The organism is Anaeromonas frigoriresistens (assembly GCF_016820655.1).
Taxonomy (GTDB): Bacteria; Bacillota; Clostridia; order Tissierellales; family SIT17; genus Anaeromonas; species Anaeromonas frigoriresistens.
Genome location: NZ_WSFT01000053.1, coordinates 355,767 through 382,581 on the forward strand (window position 1 = coordinate 355,767; position 26,815 = coordinate 382,581).

The following is a 26,815-nucleotide window of genomic DNA, read 5'->3' on the forward strand; positions in this document are numbered from 1 at the left end:
TTATAATAATTAACAATTACCATTATCTTTTTCTACATCTACCTTTATATCTTTATTATTTTTAAATTTATGTTGTAAATTTTGACTTACTTTAGGTATAAAATCTAATATATTATTTAATATGTTAGATCCTTGGTCTACAGGTAATAGTTTCATCTGACCATTGCCTACTACTATAAAAGCTACTGGTTGAACCGAAATACCTGCTCCTGATCCTCCCCCAAAAGGTAGTTTGGAAGAGTTTTCTTCATTATTCTCTTTAGATTTCTCTTTACCATTAAATTCTGTACCTCCAGATGCAAATCCAAGTGATACTTTAGATATAGGTATTATAACTAATCCATCAGGTGTTTCCACAGGGTCCCCTACTATAGTATTAACATCTACCATTTCTTTTAAAGACTCCATTGTAGTATTCATTAAACCCTCTATAGGATGATTAGGCATCTAATTCACCCCCCTTCACTATTGATAATATAGAAAATAAAATAGCTTTAATTATATAGATAATTTTAATCTGAATTATACAATTAAAGTCAATTTCAAAAACATTTTCATTATAAATAGTGTTTACGTCATACTTGAATTTTATTAATTTATATTTTGAATAAACATAAGAAAATATCATAGATTTAATAGACCATAAAATTCCTGATGAAATAGCACATACTGCTGCATCATTATATCCTATCTTAGTCTCCCAATATAACTCTTGTATTTTTATCTTTTTTAACAAATAATTTTTAAAACTTTTCATACTATTAAAAATTATTTGATGATGATATAATTTTTTAAATAAATCTATAATCTTCCTTAATGATATTTTTTTTCGTTTTTTATTTAATGATCTCTTCTTAGTTTCTATATCTCTTGTAATATTAAAATTAATATCTTCATTAGATATTAACATATCTATATAAGGTATTTCTAATTGTATTATTTTTATTCTTTCAGTTAATTTTACATATATATGTAAATTATCATCATCATGTTTTCTAGACATTTTAAATTGTATAAAGAAAGGTATATTTATAAAAATCATTATTGCTATTAAAAATACTATCAGAATATACAATTAATTCACTCCATTTTTATTGTCTAGGTAAGTTTATGTAAATATCACAAATACTATATTTTCTTTATTATCTCCATAATAAAAAAAATAACACATCAATCTGTGTTATTTTCATCTAAATCAATATCTTTTAATTCTTTAAGTTTAGGAAGCTCACTAATATCTTTTAATCCAAAATGTTTTAAAAAATTATCAGTAGTTCCATAGATAATAGGTTTACCTGTTCTATCTAATCTTCCTTTTTCTTCGACCAAGCCTTTTTCTATCAATGTATTGATAGACTTATCACATTTAACGCCTCTAATACTTTCAATTTCTACTCTTGTGATTGGTTGTTTATAAGAAATTATAGATAAAGTTTCCAATGCAGCATTAGATAATCCTTTACTGTTTTTTTGTACTACTAACTTTTTAATATACTCATAATGCTCTGATCGGGTGCATAATTGATAGCTGTCTTTTATTTGAATGATTTGAAGACCTCTTCTATTATAATTAAACTCATTGATCATCTCTTCCATTATCTCAATAATAGTATCTTTGTCTATTTCTAATACTTCTGATAAAGACCCTATTGATAAAGGTTCACCCCATATGTATAAAACTCCTTCAATAATTGACTTTAATTCTCTTGTGTCCATATTATCACCTATGCTTTTTACTTAGTTTAATATTTGAGAAATTATTATCTTGATAGATATTAACTTCTTTCATTTTTATTAATTCTAAAATTCCAATAAATATAGTTACTATACTTGACCTTGTTAGCCTATTCTCAAATAGTTCTTCAAAACCAACTTCTTTATTAGAAATCAATTTATTTCGTATTAGATTCATTGCTTCATCAATTGAAATTTCTTCTCTTTTTATTTCATGAAATTTTTTATTATTTTTTTCTTTAAACTTTTTATGAATTAAGTTATCAAAAGCTTTTATTAAGTGAGATAGTTCTAACCCATCTAAATTAGTACTATCATCTTCATCATTAATATTGATTTCTTCTTTAGGTTTGTAGAATACTTTACCATGAATATCTTGCCTACTTTTTAGATCTTCAGCTGCATTCTTGTACCTTTTATACTCAATTAACCTTCTTATAAGTTCCTCCCTAGGATCAGCCTCTTCCATTTCAATCTGTTCCCCTTCTACCTCAGTATTGGGAAGAAGCATTCTAGACTTTATTTCTAATAATGTGGCAGCCATTATTAAAAACTCACTGGTAATTTCTAAATCTAATTCTTCCATATGGGACAAATATTCAATATATTGTTCTGCAATCCTAGCTATTGGTATATCATATATATCTACTTCCGCTTTTTCTATTAAGTGATACAAGAGGTCGAAGGGACCTTCAAAACTTTCTAAACTAATCGTATACTTCATGTCTACTACTCCTAATATTTTTTAATTAAACAGTTAAAACTATTATATTTACAACTCTATATATAATCGGCGTTAATACTCCGTCAACACCATTGATTAAAATAAATATAATTAGTAATCCATATAATTTTCGCTCATGTTTATAAAACTTATATTCTAATTTTTGAGGTAACAAGCTAGCCAAGACCTTAGACCCATCTAATGGGGGTAATGGTAGTAGATTAAATAATGCTAACACCACATTATACCATATAGAAGAGACCAATATTGAATAAATAATATTATTTGTTACTTGAACATTTGTTAATACGATAGCGGATATAATTGCAAGTAGTATATTAGTAGCTGGTCCTGCTATTGAAACTAATATAGTTCCTAATCTTCTATTCTTAAATTTAAATGGATTAATAGGTACTGGTTTAGCCCATCCAAAACCTACAATTAATAACATTAGAAATCCAGCTATATCAATATGTGCTATAGGATTTAATGTTAGTCTCCCACTATCTTTGGCAGTATCATCTCCCATAATATAAGCGGCTAGACCATGAGCTAACTCATGAAATGTAATAGCGAAAAATAATGCTGGTAAAATTATTGCTTTAGATAAAAAGTAGTTAGTAATATTCAATATATACCCCCTATACTATAGAAAAGAAATCTATAAAAAATAAAATGCTAAATATATTTTATAATTTTTATATAAAAATTACAAATACATTTAGCATTTTAATAGTCATTTAGTCATTTAATTATTTAGATACCAAATTATTTAGTAGCTTGTTAAACATGTTTATAACATTAGCCTTTTTGATATTCTCATCAATAATCAATTTCTCATTTATTAATGTTTCATTTTTCATCTTAACTACTACTTCTCCAACTTTTTGTCCTTTGGAAATAGGAGCTTTTATAGAATCGTCTATTTTTATTTCTTTTGTTATTTCCTTACTCTGACCTTTTTTTATTAAAACACTAATATCTTTTTCCACTTTAACTTGAACTTCTTGTTTCTTACCTTTTTCAACTATTGTTTTGCCAACTATATCGCCTTTATTATATACTTTTACTGATTCATAGTTTGCAAATCCATAATCTAATAATTTTTTTGAATCTTCATTTCTTATACCAGATGATTTTGACCCTAAAATAACACTAATAAATGTAGTATTATTTCGAGTAGCAGATGCTGCAAGACAGTATCCTGCATTTTGTGTAAAACCTGTTTTTATTCCGTTTGCTCCTTCATAAAACCTGATTAACTTATTAGTATTTACTAATTCTTGCTCTACATCTTTATCTTTCCCTACCAGTATTGTAGTCATCCACATTGAAAGCCACTTATTTATTGATTTATGAGTTAATAATTCTCTCCCCATAAGTGCAATATCATAAGCCGTAGTATAATGTTTCTCATCAGGTAATCCTGTCAAGTTTTTAAAATTTGTATTTTTCATATTAAGCTCTTTAGCTTTGGAATTCATCATCTCTAAAAATAATTCTTCACTACCTGCTATATGTTCTCCTATAGCTACAGAAGCATCATTAGCAGATCTTAAGCATATAGCTTTAAGTAATTCTTCTACAGTGTTTGTTCCGCCAGGCTCGAGATAAACTTGACTTCCACCCATACTAGCAGCATTTTTACTTATGGAAACATTATCATTAAGATCAATTCTTCCTTCTTCTAAAGCTTCCATCATTAATATTAACACCATAATTTTTGTTATACTTGCTGGTTCTAATTTTTCATTTATGTTTTTATCATATAGAACTCTTCCCGAATCAAAATCCATCAACAAAGCTGCTTTACCTTCTACTTCAAAAGGTTGATCAGCATATATACTTTTCGGTACTATAGATAGTGATATCAGTACTATCAATATAATTGTAGTGATTTTCTTAAACATACCAGACCTCCTTTCTTATATAATTATATTTTCCATAGTTTATATAATTATACGAGTCTAGCATAACATGAAAAAACTGCTAAAAATATTTTTAGCAGTTTTTTCATGTTATATTCTCTTGATACCATCTTTATCGACTATTCCATAAATAAGTTGTTTATTATCATTACTTTTTTCAGATATTTTCACTATATTTTTCATTCTTTTTGCTGCTTCCTTTAACTTTTTATCACTATTTCCGTGTAAGAAAGCTATTGTTTCACCCGTGGATACTTTATCATATTTCTTCTTGTTTAATATAATACCTGCAGACATATCTATTTGACTTTCTTTTGTTTCTCTTCCTGCACCTAAAATCAATGCACATCTACCTATTTCTTCTGCATTCATTTCACTTATATAGCCTGCCTCATCAGCTTTTAATTCTAAAATTTGTTCAGCTTTTGGCAATAAATTAGGGTTATCTACCTGATGTGAATTTCCACCTTGAGCAGTTATAAATTCTTTAAACTTATCAAATGCACTTCCATCGTCAATTACTTTATTTAATAATTGATATCCTTCTTCTATAGATTCAACCCTTTTGCCTAATAATAACAATCTTGATCCTAAGGCAAGAGTTAATTCTAATAAATCTTTAGGTCCGCGACCTTTTAAGGTATTAATCGCTTCTTTTACTTCTAGTGAATTACCTATAGCATATCCAAGTGGTTCATCCATATCTGAAATAATTGCTATTGTATCTCTATCCATACCAATACCTATATCAACCATTTCCTTTGCTAATTCAAATGCACTATCTAAATCTTTCATAAAAGCTCCGCTTCCAACTTTTACATCTAAAACAATAGCATCGGACCCTGAAGCTAATTTTTTACTCATTATACTACTAGCAATAAGAGATGTATTATCTACTGTAGCAGTTACATCTCTTAAAGAATATAATTTCTTATCAGCTGGTGCTATATTAGCTGTTTGTCCTGCAACAGCTAATTTAATTCTATTTACATTAGATATGAATTTTTCCTTAGAAAGACTAATATCTAATCCTTCAATAGATTCTAATTTGTCTAATGTTCCTCCTGTATGACCTAAACCTCTACCAGACATTTTTGCAACAGGTAAGCCACAGGCTGCTACCATTGGTCCTAATACTAAAGTAGTTTTGTCACCCACACCACCTGTACTGTGCTTATCTACTTTTATACCTTCAATAGAAGTTAAATCAATCTCTTCTCCAGAACGCAACATTGCTTCTGTTAAATTAACAGTCTCTTCTTTAGACATCTTTTTAAAGAATATTGCCATTAATAAAGCTGATGCTTGATAATCAGGAATACTTCCATTTGTGTAGTTTTCTATAAAGAAATTTATTTCTTCCTTACTTAATTCATTTCCTTCTCTTTTTTTCTTGATTATTTCATACATATTCATTTATATTGATACCTCCTATACCGCCTATTTTGTTCTAATAATATCATAGAAACTATTGCCATTTCTCATGCTTTTTAAGTTAAGCAGCTCTAATACAGTAGCTCCAATATCAGAAAAGCTATCTCTTACACCTATATTAGTAGGTTTGATATTTTCTCCATATACTAAAATAGGTATATATTCTCTTGAATGATCAGTACTATCTGTAGTTGGATCACATCCATGATCAGCAGTGATTATTAAAACTTCCTTATCACTCATATTGTCAAAAATTTCAGGTAGTCTTTTGTCAAATTCTTCCAATGCATTAGCGTACCCAGCAACATTATTTCTATGTCCGTATTTCATATCAAAATCAACAAGATTAGTGAAAATTAGCCCTCTAAAGTCTTCTTGCATATACTCAAGTGTTTTATTGACTCCATCCATATTACTTTCTGTATGTACACTTTCAGTTATACCTGCACCACTATATATATCAACAATTTTACCTACAGCCTTTACTTCCATACCTGATTCTTTTATAATATCAAGGAAAGTTTCATGAATAGGTTTTAATGAGTAATCATGTCTATGAGATGTTCTGACATATTCTCCACCTTTGCCTACAAATGGTCTAGCTATTACCCTACCAACACCATTTTCACCTTGTAAAAAACCTCTCGCTTTCTCACACATACCATATAACTCACTTAATGGTATTATATCTTCATGGGCTGCAATTTGAAACACACTATCCGCAGAAGTATATACTATAGGATATCCAGTTCTTACATGTTCATTACCTAATTCTTTTATAATTTCAGTACCAGAGGCAGGTTTATTACCTATAGTCTTTCGCCCTATCATTTCTTCAAATTTATCCATAATACTCTTTGGAAAACCATTTGGATAAGTAGGAAAAGGTTCTTCTAAGATTATACCCCCAATCTCCCAGTGTCCAGTGGTTGTATCTTTACCTTTAGATTTTTCGAGACTTTTCCCAAAAGCACCTATGGGATCACTGGCACTCTCTAAATAATCAACTCCATTAATATTACCTATCCCCAACTTTCTCAAATTAGGTATATTTAAACTTCCTATCTTCTTTATTATATTACCCAATGTATTACTATTTACATCTCCGTATTCATCGGCATCAGGTAAAGCTCCTATACCTACGCTATCTAATACTATTAATGTTACTCTATTTATCATTTTTTTCACCTTCCTTTAATTTGTACCCATTTAATTAGTTTATATAAAAATATTATTAATTATTAGAGTATAGCTTATGTAAGTTCTTATATTATAATACAATGTAAAAATCCATTATATCATATAATATAATGGATTAAGCTCTAGGATGAGCCTTTTTATAGACGTCATTTATACGTCTTTTATTTACTTTTGTGTATATTTGCGTTGTAGAAATATCAGCATGTCCAAGCATTTCTTGAACTGATTTTAAATCAGCACCATTTTGTAATAAGTGAGCAGCAAAAGAGTGTCGAAGAGTATGAGGAGTTATTTTTTTATCGATATTTGCTTTTTTAGTATAAGTTTTTATTATTTTCCAAAAACCTTGTCTAGTTAATCTTCTACCATGATAATTAACAAATAATGATTTTTCCTCTGTATTCTTTATTAATTTATGCCGCATCAATTTAATATATATATCTAAAGACTCAATACAAAGTTTTCCTATTGGTATAACTCTTTCATTAGAATAATCTTTTGATGATACAATTATACCCAAGTCTAAATTAACATCTTCCACATTCAGAGAGATCAACTCACTTACTCTAATACCAGCTGCATACAACAATTCTAACATTGCCTTGTCTCTTGTACCTTTAGGTGTTAAAATATCTGGTTGCTTTAATAAAATGTCAACTTCTTCTAAACTGAGTATGCTAGGAAGTTTTTTTTCTTGTTTCGGTGACTTTAAATTAGCAGTGGGATCTTTTCTTGTTAAACCTTCATTCAATAAATATTGATAAAAGGCTCTTAAAGATGCTAAATTTCTTGATATAGTTGAAGGAGCTCTACCTTTTTTTTGTAAATCAATCATATATGTAATAATTGTTGTTTTTGATATATCAAAAATATTGTCCTCTATATCACTATTATTTAAATACTCATTAAATTGTTTTAAGTCACGATTATATGACTCGATTGTATTTGCTGATAATTCCCTGTCCCATCTAATATAGTCAATAAATTTTTCTGTTAAGTTTTCCATTTTAATCCCCTTTAATCCCATTTTCTTCATAAGTAGTGTATTCTACAAAACATTTACAAAATCCTTTTTTTAATTTTTAAAGATCAAAATAAAATCCAAGAATTTTTTTAAAGTTATATATAGAAGTGTTTCTCACATAACTATATGACATAACTAAGATAGAATTAGATTTTGGTGGTTCTGATATTTCATTTCTATACTTATATTCTTCTATTGAAACTTGAATAATTATAAGTAACAGTACTATTATAAATATAATTTTACAGATAGTAAATAAAGAATTTTTCATTATTTATTCACTCCAGGGTCTATAGTATGATCTTCATTAAATAAGGTGTAATATAGGCTTCCACAATTCCTCCTATTATAAAACATAAACAAGTAATTAATATAAAAAAAGAAAATCCAAAGGTTTCTTTAAATAAGCTTTCTTTTTTATTTTTCTTTCTTCTCTTTATGAAGTTTATACTATAAGAAATGGATGAAGAAGAGATTATTATTATTCCAGGTATAATAAATATATTTTGAGGTATTAATGTTAACAGAGCTAACATTAGGCCTTTAAAACCAAAATCATTTATCATAAAACCTATAGTAAATCCTATAGTAAACCCTCTAAAAAGTACAATTCCTAAAGTAATTGGTACTCCTAAAATTATAAGTCCTAATATCCAAATTACTAAAGTGGTTTTTAAATTATTAAATATAGAATACTTTAGTAAAGATACATTATCAATTTTCTGTGAATCTATATTAGAAAAAAAGTTACTTATAAAACTATGTAATTCACCCCTCTGACTTTCACTCAAAATTTTTATAGTGATAACACCTGCTGAAATCCCAATCATTAGAATAACAGTAACTAAGAAATATATAAATAAATTATTTTTAAAATGTTTTATAAAACCAGATTTTAAATTAAACAATAATATCCTCCTTTCATACAAGCTATACAAAATATTATGCCTGAAAAGAGGATATTATTACTTTATTCACTTTTAGTTTTAAGTAATCTTTCTACCATTTGAATACCGATTATTGTTTTACTATCACATATTTCCCCTATTTCTATCATATGAATTAGTTTTTCTATTGGAATTTTTTTAACATCTATATATTCATCAGTATCAGGTGTAGCTTCACCTTCTTCTAAATCTCTTGCAATAAAAAGATACATCTTTTCATTACAAAAACCTGGAGAAGTATAAAATTCTAACATATATTCATAATCATCTGCTTCTAATCCTGTTTCTTCTTTCAGTTCTCTAATAGCACAATCCTTAGGTTCTTCACCAATCTCTATTTTTCCTGCAGGTAATTCTAGTATTTCTTTGTCTATAGCTTTCCTATATTGGTTAACTAAATATATCTCATTTTTATCAGTTATTGGAACAATACAAACTGCACCAGGATGTTCTACAATTTCTCTTTTTGAATACTTTTTATCTGGAAGTTCAACTGTATCTATTCTTAGATTTAGCATCTTTCCTTCATAAACTTTTTCAGACTTCATAGTCTTTTCTATATAACTCATCAAAAACCTCCTAAAATAATAAGAATATTTTATAGGATAAAACATACACTTTAATTATATTATATATTCTTTTTAAAATTTGTAAAGTAAATGGAGGTATTAACATGTATAGAATATTATCTAAAAACCAAATGGTGTTAATAGGAAATATAAACGATATCTGCGATTTATTAACGGATTATTCCTTTAAATATACTACTTTAAAAGAACTTATAGATAGTTTGAACAAATAAAATTCCCTACAGCATTTAGAGCATAATAATAGTCTTTATTCTGCTCGAAATTTTTACCCATAGAGGTTGGAGTTATATTAAATGATTTTATAACATCTTCTATTCCCTCTCCAGAAATATGATAAATATTATGTTTATCATATAAGTGGTTGTTCTTTAATTGTTTTTCAATTATATGATTTTTGTCAATATCCAACATAGGTATGACTACATTAACCCTATTATTTACTATCTCAGATAGTATAGTTATAGTATGATGACTTATTCCTATATGTCTTAACCTATCATCCTCAAAACTAATCCTAGGAATACAAATGCCATTACCTCCTAGTTTTATTATTCCATCTAATATATAGGCTTGCTCAATTCCACTAAAACCATATTTTGTATTAGTACCTACTATACCTGGTCCCATTGCAATTAGAGTTACATCTGCCTTAACAATTTCCTTCGCTGCTATAAGGGCGCTATATATATTTATACATTCATAATCACCACCAAAAGCATGATTTATAGTAATAGTTTTATCAATTAAAGATTTTTCCTTTAACCTTTTTACTGAATTACTAAAATTTATTGGAAGGGCTCCTCCATCAGTCATAATATAACAGATCCTAACTCTAGGTCTCTTAAATTTGATACTAGCAGCCAAAGGTTCTATCATGCTATGAAGTTCCCCTACAGCATAAATAGATTCTTTCAATGATATATTTTTGTTAAAAAGTTTATTATACTCACTTTTCTCTTCCAAAGTTGAACATCTTATTTGTTGTGGTGTATATCTCATTTTCATAATGTGTCCATCTGTATCAGAGATTTCTTTTTCAATATTATTTAATATAGATATAATAAAATGATATCCTCCAGTACCTAAATTCAATCTAACAGCTGTGGTATTTACAATAACATAATCATCAACCTTAATTATTCCTGTTATATTTGTATAATTTATTGCTTTATTAATCTCATCTCCTATTTTCACTTCTACTATTGTAGTATTCTTATCTTCAGATATTATATTAGTTATTTTACCCAATTTTATTTCTATCAGAATTTCACCCCCATTATATTTTTCGTCCTAAATAATCAAAATAATTCAGTATTTTATTATTACTGATAATTTTGCTTAAAGATACTTTTTCAGATATTAAATTTATAACTAGTAATATTAATAGAATAATAGGTTTATTGATATCATTAGTTACTATACTTACACCTAAATAATACCCTAATACATTTGACCCTATATCACCTAGCATAGCTCTGCCTTTAATATCAATAGGAAAATAAGCTAATGATGAACCAATAATAATTATAGACAATAAGTCATATCGGTTATAAGCAGTAAATATTAGTATTATCCCTAAACTTATGTAAAAAATTTTCATTACTCTTCCTGGTCGCATATCAAAAAGATTTAGTGTATTAATACTAAGTACTATAATAAGACTATCCAAAACAAATATATATAAATTTGTATAGAGTATATATGCAGTGAATAGGGATGATAATGATCCTATAATAATTTTCAAAATCCCTGATGTCAGTCGACCATTTATCAACTCCATAACATGTCCTTTAAATCCTTTACTACTATTACCAAAAAAGTCATCTATAATTCCCATGAATGCTACCAACTCACCAATCAAAATAATCATGAATACATTGTAATCATTATAATAAATGAGAACTATAGGTGCTAAAATTAGTTGAGTAATAGAAATGCTTAACCCCATACTATTTGGTATGCTTAATCCTAAGTAATTTATTTGAATATGTTGAGATTCATAAATTAAATGTAAAATCTTATCACATAAAACTAAATTAATTATATAAGATAGTAAGAATAAATATATTTCTAACATTTTGTCACCTTCGTTTATACATAAAAAAAAGAGTAAAAAAAATATCTTTAAATTGTTTACCTCTATGGAAAAAACCTTTTATATCTCTCCCTGTAACTCTATGACTCATATCTACATTTACTTCTTTTATGCTAAGACCATTTTCTATAGCTTGAATTGTCATTGCCACTTCTATTCCATATCTATCTGGAATATACTCAATTGACTCTAATGCTTTTTTTGAATATATTCTTTGTCCTGATAGTACAGAATCCAAAGAATTTCCCGTGTAAAATTCAACTCCAAATTTGGCCAGTTTTTTTACTAATCCTATACCAGTCTTTTTATCTAACTCTTTAAATCTTGATATTGCAATATCATATCCATCTCTTAAAACTGGATTTATAAGACTTTCTATTTCTTGAGAAGTATGACCTAAATCCCCATCAATGAAAATATAGTATTCGGATTTAATTTTATTTAACCCTTCTTTTATAGCATATCCTTTACCTCTATTTTTATCTATTTTGATACAGTCAACATTATTTTTTTTTACTTCTTCAAAGGTATTGTCTGATGAACCATCGTCTATTACAATAATCTTTTCAATATCATCAATTTGTTTTAACCCATTTATTGTAGAAGATATTTTATCTCCTTCATTATAAACTGGTATTATGACAGATAACCTATGATATTCTTGAGTATCCATTTAATCACCTATTATATTATTTATTCCTTTGACATCTATAATCTTATCTCCAATAAAAGATCTAATTAATGTAGTGCTAGACATGCCTTTTCTTCCTTTTTCTAAAAAGTCAATAATATTATTATGTGAACCTACCAATACTATATTTTTACAATTACTTAAGTAAGCTATTATTATTGCAGCATCTTCACTAGTTCCAAAAAAATTAAACATTTTATATTCTAATCCCAGTTTATCTATTCTATACCTACCAGGTGCAGTACCATCTAAATAGCCATGGACAATTATTTCCTTTGACTTAAGTAAACAACTATCAGATACACTATCCATATCTCCTATAATTATATCTGGTATAATATCTTCTTTAATTAAGGCATCTCCTCCACCATCTATACCTATAATAATAGGCTCATTTATTTTGATATAATTTATTAAACTATGTAAATCTTCTTTAAAAGAATGACCTCTTGATACTAATAAAACATCTTTATTAGTAATTTTAGTATTTAAATATGGCAAATGTATGTCTCTAAATAATAAGTCCTTTTCCTTATCAATATATTTCCAAGTATTAGTCATAAATTCCTTAATAGTTTCTATAAATGTGTTGTTATCAATATTATTTATTACTGGAGACAATTCACATAAGTATGCACCATTAATAAATAATTTATTATTGATTATTTCACATGTATCACCATTATTGATAAAAGAGTAAAAACAAGATTCTATGTCATATAATGGGATATTAAAGCTAGATAAAACTCCAGGTCCTCTATTAGGATATGATCCTGTACAAGATTTCCTAGTATTTATAACAGCTGAAACTTTACATTCTACTAAAGAATAGGCAGCCAGTTCATCCAAATCAGAATGGGCAATTAATGCAATATTTCCTTTTTGTGCTTTATTTATAAGAGACTTTGTTCTTTTGTTTTTTATGATTAACCCTTTAATATCAGTCACTCCTAATTAATCATTTTATCTTATTATTAGTTATTTTCTTATTTTAATACATAAGTATCATTTATGATAACATTTATTATGATACTTATTATAAAAAAAAGAACCTAAAAGGTTCTTTTTTTCTTACATATTTCTTTCTAATCTTAATTTATCTGCAACCATAGCAATAAATTCACTATTAGTTGGCTTACCTTTATCATTATGTACTGTATATCCAAATAAATTATTAATAGTATCTACTTTACCCCTACTCCAAGCTACTTCTATTGCATGTCTAATTGCTCTTTCTACTCTACTAGGTGTCGTGTTGAATTTCTTAGCTATTGAAGGATATAACTCTTTTGTTACTGCACTTAATAGTTCTATATTATCTACTACCATTCCTATTGCTTCTCTTAGGTACAAATAACCTTTAATATGGGCTGGCACACCTATCTCATGAATTATATTAGTAATTTTTGCTTCCAAAGATTTAGTATTATCATTATTTGATCTATTTATAATACTACTACTTCCTCTGTTTGATGACATACTTCTTTCTCTGATTTCTGTTTCTCCACCTGTTAATTGTCTTATTCTTTTCATAAAGACTTCAAAATCAAAAGGTTTTACTACATAGTAATCTGCTCCTAAGCTAATCGCTCTTTGAGTTATCTTATCTTGTCCCACTGCTGATAAAACTATAGTTTTAGGATATGTATTTAAATTCATCGAATTTATTTTTTCTAAAACTCCCAATCCATCTAGGTGTGGCATAATGATATCTAGTACTAATACATCCGGGACTTCATTTGAAATCATATCTACGGCTTCTAATCCGTCCTTTGCCATTCCTATAACCTCTACATCATCTTGTGTAGATAAATACTCATTAAGTATGTTACAAAAGTCTTTGTTGTCATCAGCGATTAAAATACTAATTGGTTTATTACTCACTTGATTACCCCCTAATTTATACTTTCTATATATTCCCATAATACTAATTCGACAAAAATGATATATTTCCTTCTTAATTTCCTATTTTTAAGTAATTTTTTTTCATTTTTCTTAAATACTTTAAAAAATCCTTGTTTTACAACATAAAAAAGAAAAAACAAGGAGACTTCCTCATTTTTTCTTTTCCAATTTCATTATTAATCAATTCTGCTTGTTCTAGCATCCATTCTATATACAAACCATAACCTTTAGTTGGTTCATTAACAAAAACATGCGTTATTGCACCTACAATTTTCCCATCTTGTATAATTGGACTTCCACTCATTCCTTGGACAATACCACCAGTTTTTGATAATAATTCTTTATCTGTTACTTTTATAACCATACTTTTAGATTCTATATTTAACTGACTTTCAAGTTTTACAATTTCAACGTCGAATTTTTTTATTTCTTTACCATCTATTGTACTTAATATATATGCTTTTCCTTCTTTAATTTCATGTTGTAATGCAATAGGAATTGGTTCTTCAAAAAATGGATTTTTAAATTCTTTTGTCATTTTACCATAAATACCAAAAGTCGTATTTTTATCAATTTTCCCCAATAGATTTTGTGATTCAAAAAACATTCCTCTTAATTCTCCTGGATGTCCTTTCTTTCCTTGTTCTATTGAAGATATAGTTGCCTCTAATATTTCCCCATCGCTTATACTCATTAATTTGCCAGTATCAATGTCTGATATTCCATGTCCTAACGCTGCAAACTTTTTTGTCTCAGGATGATAAAATGTTAGCGTTCCTATACCAGCAGTTTTATCTCTTACCCATAGCCCAATTCTATAACTATCATCTTCTTTACTTTTTATAGGTTTAATATTAGTAGTGAACTCTTTCCCATCTCTTCTAATCTTTAATTTAACTTCATTATTACCTATATTATTCAACAATTCAATAACATGATATGAGTCTTTAATTTTTATATCATTTATTTCTAAAATTGAATCTCCAACTTCAATGCCAGCTTCCTTTGATGGAATATATGTTTTACCATCTTTGCCTTCTATCTTTGATATTGCTACAATTAATACTCCATCAGTATTGATTTTGACACCAATAGAATGTCCACCAGGATATAATTTAATTCTATTTACTATATTCACTTCCATAGTTTTTACTGGAACTAAACCAAGTAACTTTATTTTTATATTAGTTTTACCTTCTTTTTCTGTGTTCAACTTATATGAATTTCTAGCCATTAGATTTAACTGATCATTATTATTTTCTATTTGTAATATTTTATCTTTTGTTTGTAATACATCTAGAGTAAAGGGAAATAATATATCTATATTCTTTTTATCTCCTTTGAAAAGATTTATATTTGAAGGTAGTTGAAATATATTTACTATTTGAATAATATATACAAAAACAACTACTAAAAAGACATAAGACATAGCTTTTCTCTTTTTATTTTTATTGAAATTTGAATTCAAAGAATTATCACTCTCCAAATTCCCCTTTTTTGTATCCTTCACCTCCAAAGAAAGTGTTTGTTTATATATTTAATTTTCGCTTATTAATGTCCAAATATTCTATATAATAATTAAGTGAAATGTAAAGTAGACTCTCAATTTCCAAAATAAATAATGTTTAATAAAAAAAGAGTTAATATTTAGCTTTATGCATAAAAAAATAGAAGTATAAGATAATACTTCTATTTTTATTTAAGTTTTTTTGAAAGTTCTATCATTTCTTTTGCATGGAGTCTTGTCGTGCTAGTAAGATCTACTCCTCCTAATAATCGAGAAAGCTCATCAATACGATCTTCATAACCTAAGTTTCTGACATGGGTTCTAGTTTCATTTATTTTGGTATTTTTTAAAATTAAGAAATGGGAATCTGCCATTGCTGCTATCTGTGGAAGATGGGTTATACAAAGCACTTGATGGTTTCTAGAAATATTTGTTATCTTCTCTCCTACTATCTGAGCTGTTCGACCACTAATACCTGTATCAATTTCATCAAATATCATTGTTGAAATATTGTCTGTTTCAGCTGTAATAGATTTTATTGCTAACATTATCCTAGACATCTCTCCACCTGAAACTATTTTAGAGAGTTTTCTTAATGGCTCACCAAGATTTGTAGAAATTAAAAACTCTATTTTATCTATACCTTTAATATTTGGAGATAGTAAAATTTCATGATTAACTTTAAAATTTACATTTTTCATATTAAGTTCATATAATTCATTTATTATATCCTTTTCAAATTTATCAATTATATTTTTTCTTATCTTTGATAAATTCTTTGATAATTTTAATAACTCCATCTCTTTATTTTCTATTTTTTTATGTAATTCATTGATTTCCTTTTCATCATTAATAATTTTATCTAGCTCTTCGGTGATATCATCTCTATAATTTAAAACTTCAGATATATTAGACCCATATTTTCTTTTTAATTTATTTATTAATTCAATTCTTCCATCAAGAAACTCTAGTCTTTCTGGATCATACTCTATGTTTTCAGAATAACTTCTAATATCTCTTGCAAAGTCTTGCATTTGATATATTATATCATTAATATTATCATAGTAATTGTTTAGAGTATCATCAAACTTTGATATTTTATTTAAATCATGAGAGATTACATTTAATCTATCTATTATTGAAATATCATTATAATCATTATAATCTAGTGCATTATAACTTTGGTTTAAAATTTTTGATATTTCTTCTTGATTTGATAGTTTGCTATATTCATTCATTAACATATCTTCTTCATTAGACTTTAACTCTGCAGTATTTATTTCATCTACTTGAAACTTTAATAAATCGATTTTTCTTTCCCGTTCCATTTCATCTATCACTATACTGGATAATCTTTTCTTTAAATCATTTAACTCTAAATATTTATTATAAATTTCATCTTTATAAGAATTTAAATCTTTACCTCCTAATGAATCTATCAGTTCAATATGGTTTTCAGAGGATAAAAGGGATTGATGCTCATGCTGTCCATGAATGTCAACTAGATAATGGGTTAACTGCTTTAACATTGTTAAAGTTATTGTATGACCATTTACTCTAGAAAAGCTTCTTCCATTTAAATGAATTTCTCTGCTAATAAGTAATGTATTGTCTGGTTCACAATCTATTCCATATTCCTTTAGAATAGAATTGATATTTCTAGGGTTGTCCAAGTGAAATAAAGCTTCTATTATTGCTTTATCTTTTCCAGTTTTTATAAAATCTTTATTGGATCTTTCTCCTAAAATCATGCTAACAGCATCAATTATTATTGACTTTCCCGCCCCAGTTTCTCCTGTTAATACGTTAAACCCTTTTGTAAAAGATATATTTAAATCATCTATTATAGCAAAATTTTTAATATTCAATTCAAGAAGCATCTTATATCTCCCCCATTACTCCAATAATTTATAAAATATATCCAATATTTCATCTATTTTTTCTGCATCACTAATTGCAACAAATACCGTGTCATCACCAGCAATAGTACCTACCACTTCTTTTACCCCTAGGTTATCAATAGCTGATCCTGATATTTGAGCAGCTCCTGGTATAGTTTTTAATACCAGCAAATGTCCAGCTGCATGAATTGATACGATGGAATTCTTAAAAATATTTATCAATCTATCAGTTATTCCATCTTGATTTTGTCCTATAGCAGCATATTTATACTTGCCAGATTTAGACATAACTTTAACTAACCTTAATTCTTTTATATCTCTTGATACAGTTGCTTGAGTTACATCAATTCCAGCTGATTTTAGATAATGAGCTAGTTCCTCTTGTGTCTCTATTTCATTATGATTAATTAAATCTATTATCTTGCTTTGTCTCACGTATTTTTTCATTTGTTGCCCCCTTGGATTTTTTATAACTTATTATGAGAGTCTCTTACTACTTCTTGAATTTTATTATCTATATTTATATTAGATATCTCTTGAGTAATATAAGCAATATATTCAATATTACCCGTACCACCTTTTATTGGTGAATAATCAATATTAGTTAAAAAGTATCCTAATGAAGTAATAAAACTATTAATATTATCAATTACTTCAAGATGTATATTCGGATTTTTCACTACACCTTTTTTCCCTATATTATCTTTGCCTGCTTCAAATTGTGGTTTTATAAGTGCTACTATTTCCCCTTGTGTTTTAATTAATTTTTTAGCTATAGGAAGAACTTTAGTTAAAGATATAAAGGAGACATCAATTGATATAAAATCTACTTTTTCTCCTATATCTTCTACTTCTAAATTCCTAATATTTGTCTTTTCCATGTTTATTACTTTATTATTTTTAATCAGTTTCTCAGCTAACTGATTATAACCTACATCTACTGCGAAAACTTTTTTTATATCATTCTGTAGCATGCAATCAGTAAATCCCCCAGTTGATGCTCCAATATCCATTGCTATTTTATCAGTTAAATCTATATTAAAGACTTTAATTGCTTTCTCTAGCTTATATCCCCCTCTTCCTACATAAGATAAAGGAGGTTCTATTAATTCAACATTAGCATCCTGTGGTACTTTTAATGATGATTTTTTTACTATTTTATCATTATATTTTACTAGGCCTTTTTTAATAGCTTTTTGGGCTAATTCTCTACTTTCTACTATTCCTTTATCATTCATCAATATATCAATACGTATATATTCCATTAAACAACTCTCCTAGGCTTTAATACTATTTATAATAGTATCATAGATACCATCTGCATCTAGTTTATGTTTCTTAAATAACTCACTAGTATTTCCATGTTCAATAAATTCATCAGGTAACCCAATATTTATAAGGTTTCCTTTATATTTGTATTTAAATAATTCATTATTTACAGAGGTAGCTAATCCCCCGGAAATTACATTGTCCTCTAGTGTTACAACCATATTATACTCATTTGATACTTTCTTTATTAAATCATTATCAATAGGTTTTAGAAATCTAATATTAATTAATGTAGGATTCAATCCACTTTCTTCTAATTTTAAAGATGCCTCATAGCCTATATCTACCATTTTACCTATAGCTATAATTGCAACATTTTTTCCTTCTTTAATCATTTCACCTTTTCCTAAGACTATTTCATTATTAGTTATTAATTCATCTTTTTCAACACTTACTCCTCTAGGATATCTTATGGCAATTGGTCCATCATTATATTTATAAGTGAATTCTACCATTTCTTCAAGTTCTTTCTTATCTTTAGGAGCCATAATTATTAAATTGGGTATATGACTAAGATAAGAAAAGTCAAATACACCATGATGAGTTTCTCCATCATTTCCTACTAATCCAGCCCTATCAATAGCAAAAACTACTGGCAGGTTTTGTAAGCAGACATCATGTAAAACTTGATCATATCCCCTCTGAAGAAAAGTAGAATAAACTGCAAAATATGATTTTAGACCTTGAGATGCTAATCCCGCTGCAAAAGTAACAGCGTGTTGCTCAGCTATACCTACATCAATGAATCTTTTAGGAAGTTTATTCTTAAAATTTTCTAACCCCGTTCCTGATGGCATAGCTGCAGTAATAGCTACAATATCCTTATGATTTTTAGCTAGATCATATAATTTATCTCCAAAAACTTTAGAATATTTAACTCCTTTAGTTTTACTAAGTGCTTTACCTGTTTTTAAATCAAAGGCTGAAGCCCCATGAAACTTATCTGGATTTTCTTCTGCATGCTTATATCCCTTACCTTTTTTAGTTAATACATGAACAATTACGGGACCATTTACTAATTTAGCTCTATTAAGAGTCTTTATTAATAATGGTATATTATGTCCATCTACTGGTCCTAGATATTTAAAGCCTAGTTCTTCAAATAGTATCCCTGGCAATAAAAAATATTTTAGACTATCCTTAGCTCTTTCTGCAGTCCTATACATTGTTTTACCTATAGCAGGTATACTATTTAATAAAGTTTCTACATCATCTTTCATTTTCCCATAAGTTGGTGCCGTTCTTATTCTATCAAGATATTTAGATAGTCCACCTACATTCTTAGATATAGACATTTCGTTATCATTCAATATTACTATCATTTTACTTTTGATATCTCCAGCATGATTTAAAGCTTCGAATGCCATACCGGCAGTCATTGATCCATCTCCTATTATAGAAACAACTTCATTCTTTTCCCCTTTTATATCTCTTGCAATAGCCATACCTAAGCCAGCAGATATTGAGGTAGAACTATGCCCGGTTTCAAATGTGTCATGGAAGCTTTCACATCTCTTTGGAAAACCACTTAAACCTTCATATTGTCTAATTGTATGCATCCTATCTTTTCTACCTGTCAGAATTTTATGTATATATGATTGATGTCCCACATCCCATATAATTTTATCTTCTGGACTGTTAAAGACTTTATGAATAGCTATTGTCAATTCCACAACTCCAAGATTTGAAGCAACATGCCCTCCAGTCTTTGATACGTTATCTAAGAGGAATTTTCTTATTTCACCACTTAATTTATTTAATTCAGTTATATCAAGTTTTTTAACATCTGAAATACAATTTACTTTATCTAATGTTTTCATATAAAGGTCACTCACCTTCTAATATTTATTGTTTTAATTTTATCTATCCAGTAATTTTATCTTAAATTTATTATCTAATATCATAACAACTTTACCAGTATAATAAATTATTGTTTTAGAATGCTTTATTGCAATTTCTTTTCCAAGAGCCTTTCCACCTACCGTTAAAGATGCAATAAATCCACTCATTACAACACTTATTATAGTTAATTCTTTTATTTCGTACATACTAGATATTTTTGAAATAATTATTGCTCCAGCTGCACCACTTATAATTCCACAGATATCTCCTATAACATCATTACAAAAATTCGAAACAGGTCCAGCATTTTTAATTAGTTTAATAGAATATCTAGCCGCTGTATTCTTTTTTGCTGCCATAGAGTGAAAGGGCTTTTCTTGAACCGCAGCCACAGCAATACCTATTGTATCGAAAAACACTCCTACAAATATAATTAATATTAAAGTTATAAAAGCAAAAAGAAGATCAAAATTTCTCATTATATTTTCTGCTAATATACTAACTAATATTGCTAAAAAAAATGTCCAGATAGATATAATTATTATCCATTTATAATTAGTTTTCTTTTTATTATTTTTTCTTTTCTTAATAGTCTTTTTATATTTCGACAAAATATACCTCCACTTCTTTTATACTATCAGCTTTATTTAAATATTAATATTTAAATAAAGCTGATAGCACAAAAAGCTATCAGCGTTAGAATGGTAGCATATTGAGTAAATTTTGCGGCTTGAGGTCTGGCAGGATTTCCCAAATAAGAACTGCCTGTCGCCATAGCAGCGGTTTCCCTTTAATCCTATCCCTATTAAAATAGAGCCAGATTGCCATTTAGTCCGCACTGCAATCCCCAATATACTTCTTATATGAACAGTCTAGGAGTTTTCCTCTACAGTCATGCCAATCCTTAGCCTCTTTTGCAAAGTAGGTTTCAACAGCAAAACCGGTCATTTATAGGGCCCCTAAAATTCACAGTCACAACTGTTATCCACCTATTTCACTCAAGGCAGGCTACACTGCATGTAGCTTGCACCACATAGCAGGTTATCCTACAAAATAAGTAGGTCTCCACGGAGGTAGGGTCATCGCCCGCATGCCGTTGCAGATCGCCCCATCCTCCTTACTCCCAGAAATGACCCCTGACTGGGCGTCACAAGCCATAACCAGGAACTTCATCGATATGCCCTTTGACGGATTTTTAGCCCCGCCTTCAAAATTGGCTGTACTGACTAGAATACTGCACCATCCTTAGCAGGATAATTATATCATATGAATTATTATTATTCAAACTGACAACATAGTTCTCTAATTATCTCTCACTGTTAAATAATCAGCTAATTCAACAAAAAAAGTTGCTTTATTTTTATCAAATTTACTCATTATTTTTATTGCTTTATCTCTATAAGTCTCTAGATCAATAATAGATTTATCCATTCCATGAATAGACACATAAGTAGATTTTTCTTTATCAATATCGCTACCGATATCTTTACCTAATATTTTTTGATCTCCAACGATATCCAATATATCATCCCTTATTTGAAATGATACCCCTATATACTTTCCATAATCTCTTAATAATTGAATTTCTTGTGAATTTGCTTCCCCAATAATTCCTCCAGCTACTAAAGAAGCTTCTATCAATGCAGATGTCTTATTTAAATGAATGAAATCTAAAATTTTTGGACTAATCTCCTTGTTTTCAGATATTATATCAACAACTTGTCCTCCAATCATGCCATTAAATCCAGCAGAATTAGCAATCTCATTCATAGCATCTATGAATTTATTTGAGTATTTATTTTCAATTACTGTTTTTAACATAATTTCATAAGCATAATTCAATAATCCATCACCAGCTAGTATAGCCAATCCATCACCATACACTTTATGATTCGTAAGATTTCCTCTTCTATAATCATCATCATCCATTGCTGGAAGGTCATCATGAATTAAAGAATAAGTATGTATCATTTCCATTGCAATAGCAAAAGGTATGGCTTCTTGTACATTTCCATTAACTAATTCACAGCTTTTTAATAGAAGTATTGGTCTCAATCTTTTACCTCCAGCTAATAGGCTGTATTCCATCGATTCTAATATTATTTCTTGAGGTATATTGTCTTTAGGAAATACCTTTTTTAATTCTTCTTCTATTAATATTTTATACCTTTTTAAATCTTGTTGTAAATTCATAGGATCCTCCTAGTCAATATTTGTAAAGTCACTCTCTTTAACTATACCTTCTCCATCTTCAAGTATTAATTTTATTTTTCCTTCAGTTTCTTCTATTTTTTTATAACATTTATTATATAATTGAATACCTTTTTTAAATTCATCAATAGCACTATCTATTGTTAAATCACCAGTTTCTAAACGATCAACAATATCTTCTAATTGTGAAATTGCTTCTTCAAACTTTACTTCCTTTTCCTTACCCATTATAATCTTCCTCCTTTTTTTGAATTTCAGATACAATAGCTTTTACATTCCCATCCTTAAAGTGAATTAATAATTCATTTCCCTCATTAATATTCAAGACAGATTTAACTATAGTTTTACTATTATCTTCTACATATGTAAAACCTCGCTCTAATATAGATAAAGGATTTAACCCAGTTAATTTATCTCGTACATTTTCCAATTTATTTTTTTTATTATTTAGTAAGGTATTCTTTGCAGTTATTAGTTCCTTAAACTGAAAATCCAATCTCTGTTTGTATTGATTTATATAATAAATTGGTTCAGTAAATAATCTTGATCTTCTATAACTATATAATATTTCTTTTTGATTTTGAATTAATCTATTCATGGAGTCAATTAATAAGCCATTTACATTAGTTAATCTCTCTTTCATAAATTCAATGTCCTCTACTGCTAGTTCTCCAGCAGCTGAGGGAGTAGGCGCCCTTAAGTCCGATACAAAATCTACTATAGTGAAATCAGTTTCGTGCCCTACCGCTGATATAATAGGTATCTTAGAATTGTATATCTCCCGTGCTACTTCTTCTTCATTGAAGGACCAAAGTTCTTCTATTGAACCTCCGCCTCTTCCAATAATTATAGTATCTATATCCTCTCTATTATTAAAGTGATTAATACCTTTACAGATTTCATTTTTGGCATATATTCCTTGAACATGTACTGAATATATCAAAATATCTACAGTAGGATTTCTTCTTGTTATTACATTTATTATATCTCTTACTGCTGCACCTGTAGATGATGTAACAACACCAATTCTCTTTGGATATTTATTTATGCTCTTTTTATTAATTTCATTAAATAAGCCTTCTTGCTCTAATTGTTTTTTTAACTTTTCATATTTAATATAAAGATCTCCAACGCCATCTTTTTTTATGTTTTTTACGTATAATTGATAACATCCATCTCTTTCATATACCGATACATAACCTTCAGCTACTATTTTCATTCCATCTTCTAAAGAAAAATCTATTGATCTATTATCACCATTAAACATAACACATTTAATTCTGCTTTTTTCATCCTTTAATGTAAAGTACATATGTCCACTATAATGATGTTTAAAATTAGATATTTCTCCTTCTATCTTTATACTATTTAATATTGGATCACTTCCAAGTACTTTTTTTATATAGGAATTTAGTTCAGAAACTCTAAGTGGTTTTAATTCCATATTTTAAATAACCCTCCATAACATTTTCTAATAACATAGCAATTGTCATAGGTCCTACTCCTCCTGGAACAGGAGTTATTAAAGATGATTTTTTCAATACTTCTTCAAATTTCACATCTCCAACTATCTTACCATTAATATTACTGATACCGGCATCTATGACTATGCACCCCTCCTTAATCATATCTTCCTTTATTAACTCAGGCTTGCCAACACAACTTATTACGATATCAGCATTAATCGTCGATTCTTTTAAGTTTTTCGTTCTCGAATGGCAAACTTCTACAGTTGCATTCCTATTTAACATAAGAAGGCTAATAGGTTTACCTAATATATTGCTTCTACCTAAAACCACGACTTTCTTTCCTTCAATATTCACAGCATATTCTTCTAAAAGCCTAATAATTCCTTTAGGCGTACATGGAATAACATTCTCCTCCCCGAGATATAGCTTTCCGGCATTCGAAAAATGAACCCCATCTACATCTTTATTCGGACTAATATGAGAAACAATAAGATTCGTATTGAACTTCTTTGGCAAAGGTAATTGCAATAATATTCCATCAATCAATGGATTATTATTTATAGAATTTATTTCTTCTAATAATTGATCTTCAGTTATATCCTTATCAAATTTATGTATATTGCATTCTAAACCTACATTTTCTGATTTTTTCTTTATCATTTTTATATAAGCTAAAGAACCTTTATCATTCCCTACATAAATTACAGATAAAGACGGTCTTCTAAAACCTTTGTTTATTCTATCCTCAATAGTTACTTTAATACCTTTAAAAATTTCACCTGATATTTTCTTCCCATCTATAATCTTATTCACTATATCACTCCCCCTTTAAATACTCACATGCTAATATAGCTATTCCTACCCCATTATCTGTGCATAAATTTTTTTCTGCAAATATAATATTTTTATGTGCTCTATTACTAACTCTACAAAATAGATTTTTCCTTAAATATTTATTTGAAGCAACTCCCCCTACTAATAAGGCAGAATTTACATCATTTAATTCTCTAAAAATATTCACTAAAATTCTCTCTATAGAAGTATTTATACAATGTAATACTGACCTTGCAATATCCGAATTAGAAAATTTCTCTTCTTCTATTAACCTAGTAAAATACGTTTCAGGACCAGAAAAATTAATCCAATTTCCATTAGTGCTGACAGGTATATGTTCTAAAAGTTCTCCATCTTTAGATAGTTCATCTAAATGTTTACCGCTAGGAAAGTCTAATTCCATTTTTACACCAATTCTATCAATCAATTGTCCTGCACTTATGTCTTTAGTTCCTCCTATTATGTCTGTTACATATCTAAAATTATTATAGTGAGTCAATAATATTTCAGTTGTACCTCCTGAAAGATGGATACTAATAAAAGGTTTTCTTTTATCTAAATAATTGTTGCATAAGCCAGCAGCAATATGTCCTTCCTGATGGCTAAAATTATAACTCTTTATTCCTAACACCTCTGCTAATGATATTCCATAACTCTGGGCTACTTTAAAAACAGGCATATAAGATTCACTTATATTCCTTGGCTTATCACTATATCCTATAGCTTGTATACTTTTGAAATCTACATCCTTTTTTATATTAGCTATCATTTCTGGAAGGTTTTTTATATGTTGAAAGACAGCTTCTTGCTGTCTTAATCCTCTACTACCTTTATTAACTTTGAGTATCTTTCTATAATTAGCTACAATATTATTGTTATCATCTATTACCCCTAGAGATGTTGTATATGCACTAGTATCTATACCTAAATAATACTTACTCATCTTTTGATCTAACAAAACTACCTAGAACTCCATTTATAAATTTACTCGCTTCATCAGAACTGAATTTTTTACTTATCTCTATGGATTCATTTATAGATACTTCTGTAGGTATATCATCTCTATACATTATCTCATAAATTGCTATCCTCAATGTAGCTAAATCAATCCTTGAGAGTCTATCTTTTTTCCATCCTTCTATATGTTTCTCAATTTTTTGATCTATAATATCTAAGTTTTCATTTACCGTATTAATAGAATCGATTATATATTCTTTCTCATCATCATTGAATTTTTCATTTTCAAAAAACACCTCGATTATTTCTTCATCATAAGATTTATTTAATTCTAATTGATATAATAACTTCATTGCTGATTCTCTCGCATTTCTTCTTCCCATCTTTCTTCCTCCTCGTTTATCTATATAATTCTAAATTTACCTTTTGTTATATTTAATATACAGATTTTTCTCATATTATTGTCCTTAACTTTAAATTAACCCTCTGATTT

At 28.1% G+C, this 26,815-nt stretch carries 30 protein-coding genes; 1 reads left to right on the forward strand and 29 read right to left on the reverse strand.

Annotation, left to right across the window (positions count from 1 at the left end):
• Window positions 1–9: 9 nt before the first annotated feature.
• From ytfJ to GOQ27_RS15965, 12 genes are all read right to left on the reverse strand, one after another.
• Window positions 10–447 carry a GerW family sporulation protein gene (gene ytfJ / locus GOQ27_RS15910; RefSeq protein ID WP_203367863.1) on the reverse strand — a complete coding sequence of 146 codons (438 nt, stop codon included), beginning with the start codon at window positions 445–447 and terminating at the stop codon, window positions 10–12.
• Window positions 440–1,075, reverse strand: a complete 636-nt coding sequence (locus GOQ27_RS15915) for a DUF2953 domain-containing protein (protein WP_203367864.1) — start codon at window positions 1,073–1,075, stop codon at window positions 440–442. The genes ytfJ and GOQ27_RS15915 overlap by 8 nt, the downstream gene beginning before the upstream one ends.
• Before the next feature lie 95 nt (window positions 1,076–1,170).
• A complete protein-coding gene (gene scpB / locus GOQ27_RS15920; protein WP_203367865.1) occupies window positions 1,171–1,716 on the reverse strand; it encodes an SMC-Scp complex subunit ScpB in 546 nt (181 codons plus the stop codon).
• 4 nt (window positions 1,717–1,720) lie between these two features.
• The gene (locus tag GOQ27_RS15925; protein WP_203367866.1) at window positions 1,721–2,458 is read right to left on the reverse strand and encodes a segregation and condensation protein A; all 738 of its coding nucleotides are present in this window, start codon (window positions 2,456–2,458) and stop codon (window positions 1,721–1,723) included.
• A gap of 25 nt (window positions 2,459–2,483) precedes the next feature.
• Window positions 2,484–3,089, reverse strand: a complete 606-nt coding sequence (locus tag GOQ27_RS15930) for a site-2 protease family protein (protein ID WP_252187867.1) — start codon at window positions 3,087–3,089, stop codon at window positions 2,484–2,486.
• Window positions 3,090–3,210: 121 nt separating this feature from the next.
• On the reverse strand, window positions 3,211–4,368 hold the full coding sequence (locus tag GOQ27_RS15935) for a D-alanyl-D-alanine carboxypeptidase family protein (RefSeq protein WP_203367867.1): 1,158 nt from the start codon (window positions 4,366–4,368) through the stop codon (window positions 3,211–3,213).
• Between the two features lie 108 nt (window positions 4,369–4,476).
• The gene (locus GOQ27_RS15940) at window positions 4,477–5,802 is read right to left on the reverse strand and encodes a pyrimidine-nucleoside phosphorylase (RefSeq protein WP_203367868.1); all 1,326 of its coding nucleotides are present in this window, start codon (window positions 5,800–5,802) and stop codon (window positions 4,477–4,479) included.
• 24 nt (window positions 5,803–5,826) lie between these two features.
• Window positions 5,827–6,999: a phosphopentomutase gene (locus GOQ27_RS15945; RefSeq protein ID WP_203367869.1), complete on the reverse strand. Its 1,173-nt coding sequence runs from the start codon at window positions 6,997–6,999 to the stop codon at window positions 5,827–5,829.
• Between the two features lie 136 nt (window positions 7,000–7,135).
• Window positions 7,136–8,056, reverse strand: coding sequence for a site-specific tyrosine recombinase XerD (gene xerD, locus GOQ27_RS15950; RefSeq protein WP_484477139.1), 921 nt, complete (start codon window positions 8,054–8,056; stop codon window positions 7,136–7,138).
• Between the two features lie 46 nt (window positions 8,057–8,102).
• Window positions 8,103–8,315: a hypothetical protein gene (locus tag GOQ27_RS15955; protein ID WP_203367870.1), complete on the reverse strand. Its 213-nt coding sequence runs from the start codon at window positions 8,313–8,315 to the stop codon at window positions 8,103–8,105.
• A 19-nt stretch (window positions 8,316–8,334) separates the two neighbouring features.
• On the reverse strand, window positions 8,335–8,952 hold the full coding sequence (gene spoIIM, locus GOQ27_RS15960) for a stage II sporulation protein M (RefSeq protein WP_203367871.1): 618 nt from the start codon (window positions 8,950–8,952) through the stop codon (window positions 8,335–8,337).
• Window positions 8,953–9,014: 62 nt separating this feature from the next.
• Window positions 9,015–9,560: an NUDIX hydrolase gene (locus GOQ27_RS15965; protein WP_203367872.1), complete on the reverse strand. Its 546-nt coding sequence runs from the start codon at window positions 9,558–9,560 to the stop codon at window positions 9,015–9,017.
• Between the two features lie 104 nt (window positions 9,561–9,664).
• Between GOQ27_RS15965 and GOQ27_RS17380 the strand changes: the two genes are divergently transcribed.
• Entirely contained in the window at window positions 9,665–9,793 is a 129-nt protein-coding gene (locus tag GOQ27_RS17380) for a hypothetical protein (RefSeq protein ID WP_286673040.1), read from the forward strand.
• Here the strand turns inward: GOQ27_RS17380 and GOQ27_RS15970 are convergent.
• From GOQ27_RS15970 to nusB, 17 genes are all read right to left on the reverse strand, one after another.
• On the reverse strand, window positions 9,771–10,829 hold the full coding sequence (locus GOQ27_RS15970; protein WP_252187868.1) for a DUF3866 family protein: 1,059 nt from the start codon (window positions 10,827–10,829) through the stop codon (window positions 9,771–9,773). The genes GOQ27_RS17380 and GOQ27_RS15970 overlap by 23 nt on opposite strands.
• A gap of 28 nt (window positions 10,830–10,857) precedes the next feature.
• Window positions 10,858–11,658 carry a hypothetical protein gene (locus tag GOQ27_RS15975; protein WP_203367873.1) on the reverse strand — a complete coding sequence of 267 codons (801 nt, stop codon included), beginning with the start codon at window positions 11,656–11,658 and terminating at the stop codon, window positions 10,858–10,860.
• A gap of 4 nt (window positions 11,659–11,662) precedes the next feature.
• A complete protein-coding gene (locus GOQ27_RS15980; RefSeq protein ID WP_203367874.1) occupies window positions 11,663–12,349 on the reverse strand; it encodes a glycosyltransferase family 2 protein in 687 nt (228 codons plus the stop codon).
• Window positions 12,350–13,315 (reverse strand): putative cytokinetic ring protein SteA, encoded by a 966-nt coding sequence (gene steA / locus GOQ27_RS15985; RefSeq protein ID WP_203367875.1) that lies wholly within the window; start codon window positions 13,313–13,315, stop codon window positions 12,350–12,352. It abuts the gene before it with no gap.
• Window positions 13,316–13,438: 123 nt separating this feature from the next.
• On the reverse strand, window positions 13,439–14,251 hold the full coding sequence (gene spo0A / locus GOQ27_RS15990) for a sporulation transcription factor Spo0A (RefSeq protein ID WP_350445930.1): 813 nt from the start codon (window positions 14,249–14,251) through the stop codon (window positions 13,439–13,441).
• Window positions 14,252–14,387: 136 nt separating this feature from the next.
• Window positions 14,388–15,740 (reverse strand): SpoIVB peptidase, encoded by a 1,353-nt coding sequence (gene spoIVB, locus GOQ27_RS15995; protein WP_252187869.1) that lies wholly within the window; start codon window positions 15,738–15,740, stop codon window positions 14,388–14,390.
• Window positions 15,741–15,967: 227 nt separating this feature from the next.
• Complete coding sequence (gene recN, locus GOQ27_RS16000) at window positions 15,968–17,659, reverse strand: DNA repair protein RecN (RefSeq protein ID WP_203367877.1); 1,692 nt, start codon at window positions 17,657–17,659, stop codon at window positions 15,968–15,970.
• Between the two features lie 15 nt (window positions 17,660–17,674).
• The gene (locus GOQ27_RS16005) at window positions 17,675–18,127 is read right to left on the reverse strand and encodes an arginine repressor (RefSeq protein WP_203367878.1); all 453 of its coding nucleotides are present in this window, start codon (window positions 18,125–18,127) and stop codon (window positions 17,675–17,677) included.
• A gap of 20 nt (window positions 18,128–18,147) precedes the next feature.
• A complete protein-coding gene (locus GOQ27_RS16010) occupies window positions 18,148–18,945 on the reverse strand; it encodes a TlyA family RNA methyltransferase (protein WP_203367879.1) in 798 nt (265 codons plus the stop codon).
• Between the two features lie 12 nt (window positions 18,946–18,957).
• The gene (gene dxs / locus GOQ27_RS16015) at window positions 18,958–20,829 is read right to left on the reverse strand and encodes a 1-deoxy-D-xylulose-5-phosphate synthase (RefSeq protein WP_203367880.1); all 1,872 of its coding nucleotides are present in this window, start codon (window positions 20,827–20,829) and stop codon (window positions 18,958–18,960) included.
• Window positions 20,830–20,868: 39 nt separating this feature from the next.
• A complete protein-coding gene (locus GOQ27_RS16020; protein WP_207751328.1) occupies window positions 20,869–21,462 on the reverse strand; it encodes a hypothetical protein in 594 nt (197 codons plus the stop codon).
• Window positions 21,463–22,153: 691 nt separating this feature from the next.
• Window positions 22,154–23,044, reverse strand: coding sequence for a polyprenyl synthetase family protein (locus GOQ27_RS16025; protein WP_203367881.1), 891 nt, complete (start codon window positions 23,042–23,044; stop codon window positions 22,154–22,156).
• A 9-nt stretch (window positions 23,045–23,053) separates the two neighbouring features.
• Window positions 23,054–23,290, reverse strand: coding sequence for an exodeoxyribonuclease VII small subunit (locus tag GOQ27_RS16030; protein ID WP_203367882.1), 237 nt, complete (start codon window positions 23,288–23,290; stop codon window positions 23,054–23,056).
• Complete coding sequence (gene xseA, locus GOQ27_RS16035) at window positions 23,283–24,506, reverse strand: exodeoxyribonuclease VII large subunit (protein ID WP_203367883.1); 1,224 nt, start codon at window positions 24,504–24,506, stop codon at window positions 23,283–23,285. The genes GOQ27_RS16030 and xseA overlap by 8 nt, the downstream gene beginning before the upstream one ends.
• Entirely contained in the window at window positions 24,487–25,344 is an 858-nt protein-coding gene (locus tag GOQ27_RS16040; protein ID WP_350445931.1) for a bifunctional 5,10-methylenetetrahydrofolate dehydrogenase/5,10-methenyltetrahydrofolate cyclohydrolase, read from the reverse strand. Before GOQ27_RS16040 ends, xseA begins: the two co-directional genes overlap by 20 nt.
• Window positions 25,345–25,348: 4 nt before the next feature.
• Complete coding sequence (locus GOQ27_RS16045; RefSeq protein ID WP_203367884.1) at window positions 25,349–26,323, reverse strand: tRNA (adenosine(37)-N6)-threonylcarbamoyltransferase complex transferase subunit TsaD; 975 nt, start codon at window positions 26,321–26,323, stop codon at window positions 25,349–25,351.
• Window positions 26,301–26,705, reverse strand: coding sequence for a transcription antitermination factor NusB (gene nusB, locus GOQ27_RS16050; RefSeq protein ID WP_203367885.1), 405 nt, complete (start codon window positions 26,703–26,705; stop codon window positions 26,301–26,303). The genes GOQ27_RS16045 and nusB overlap by 23 nt, the downstream gene beginning before the upstream one ends.
• Window positions 26,706–26,815 lie beyond the last annotated feature (110 nt).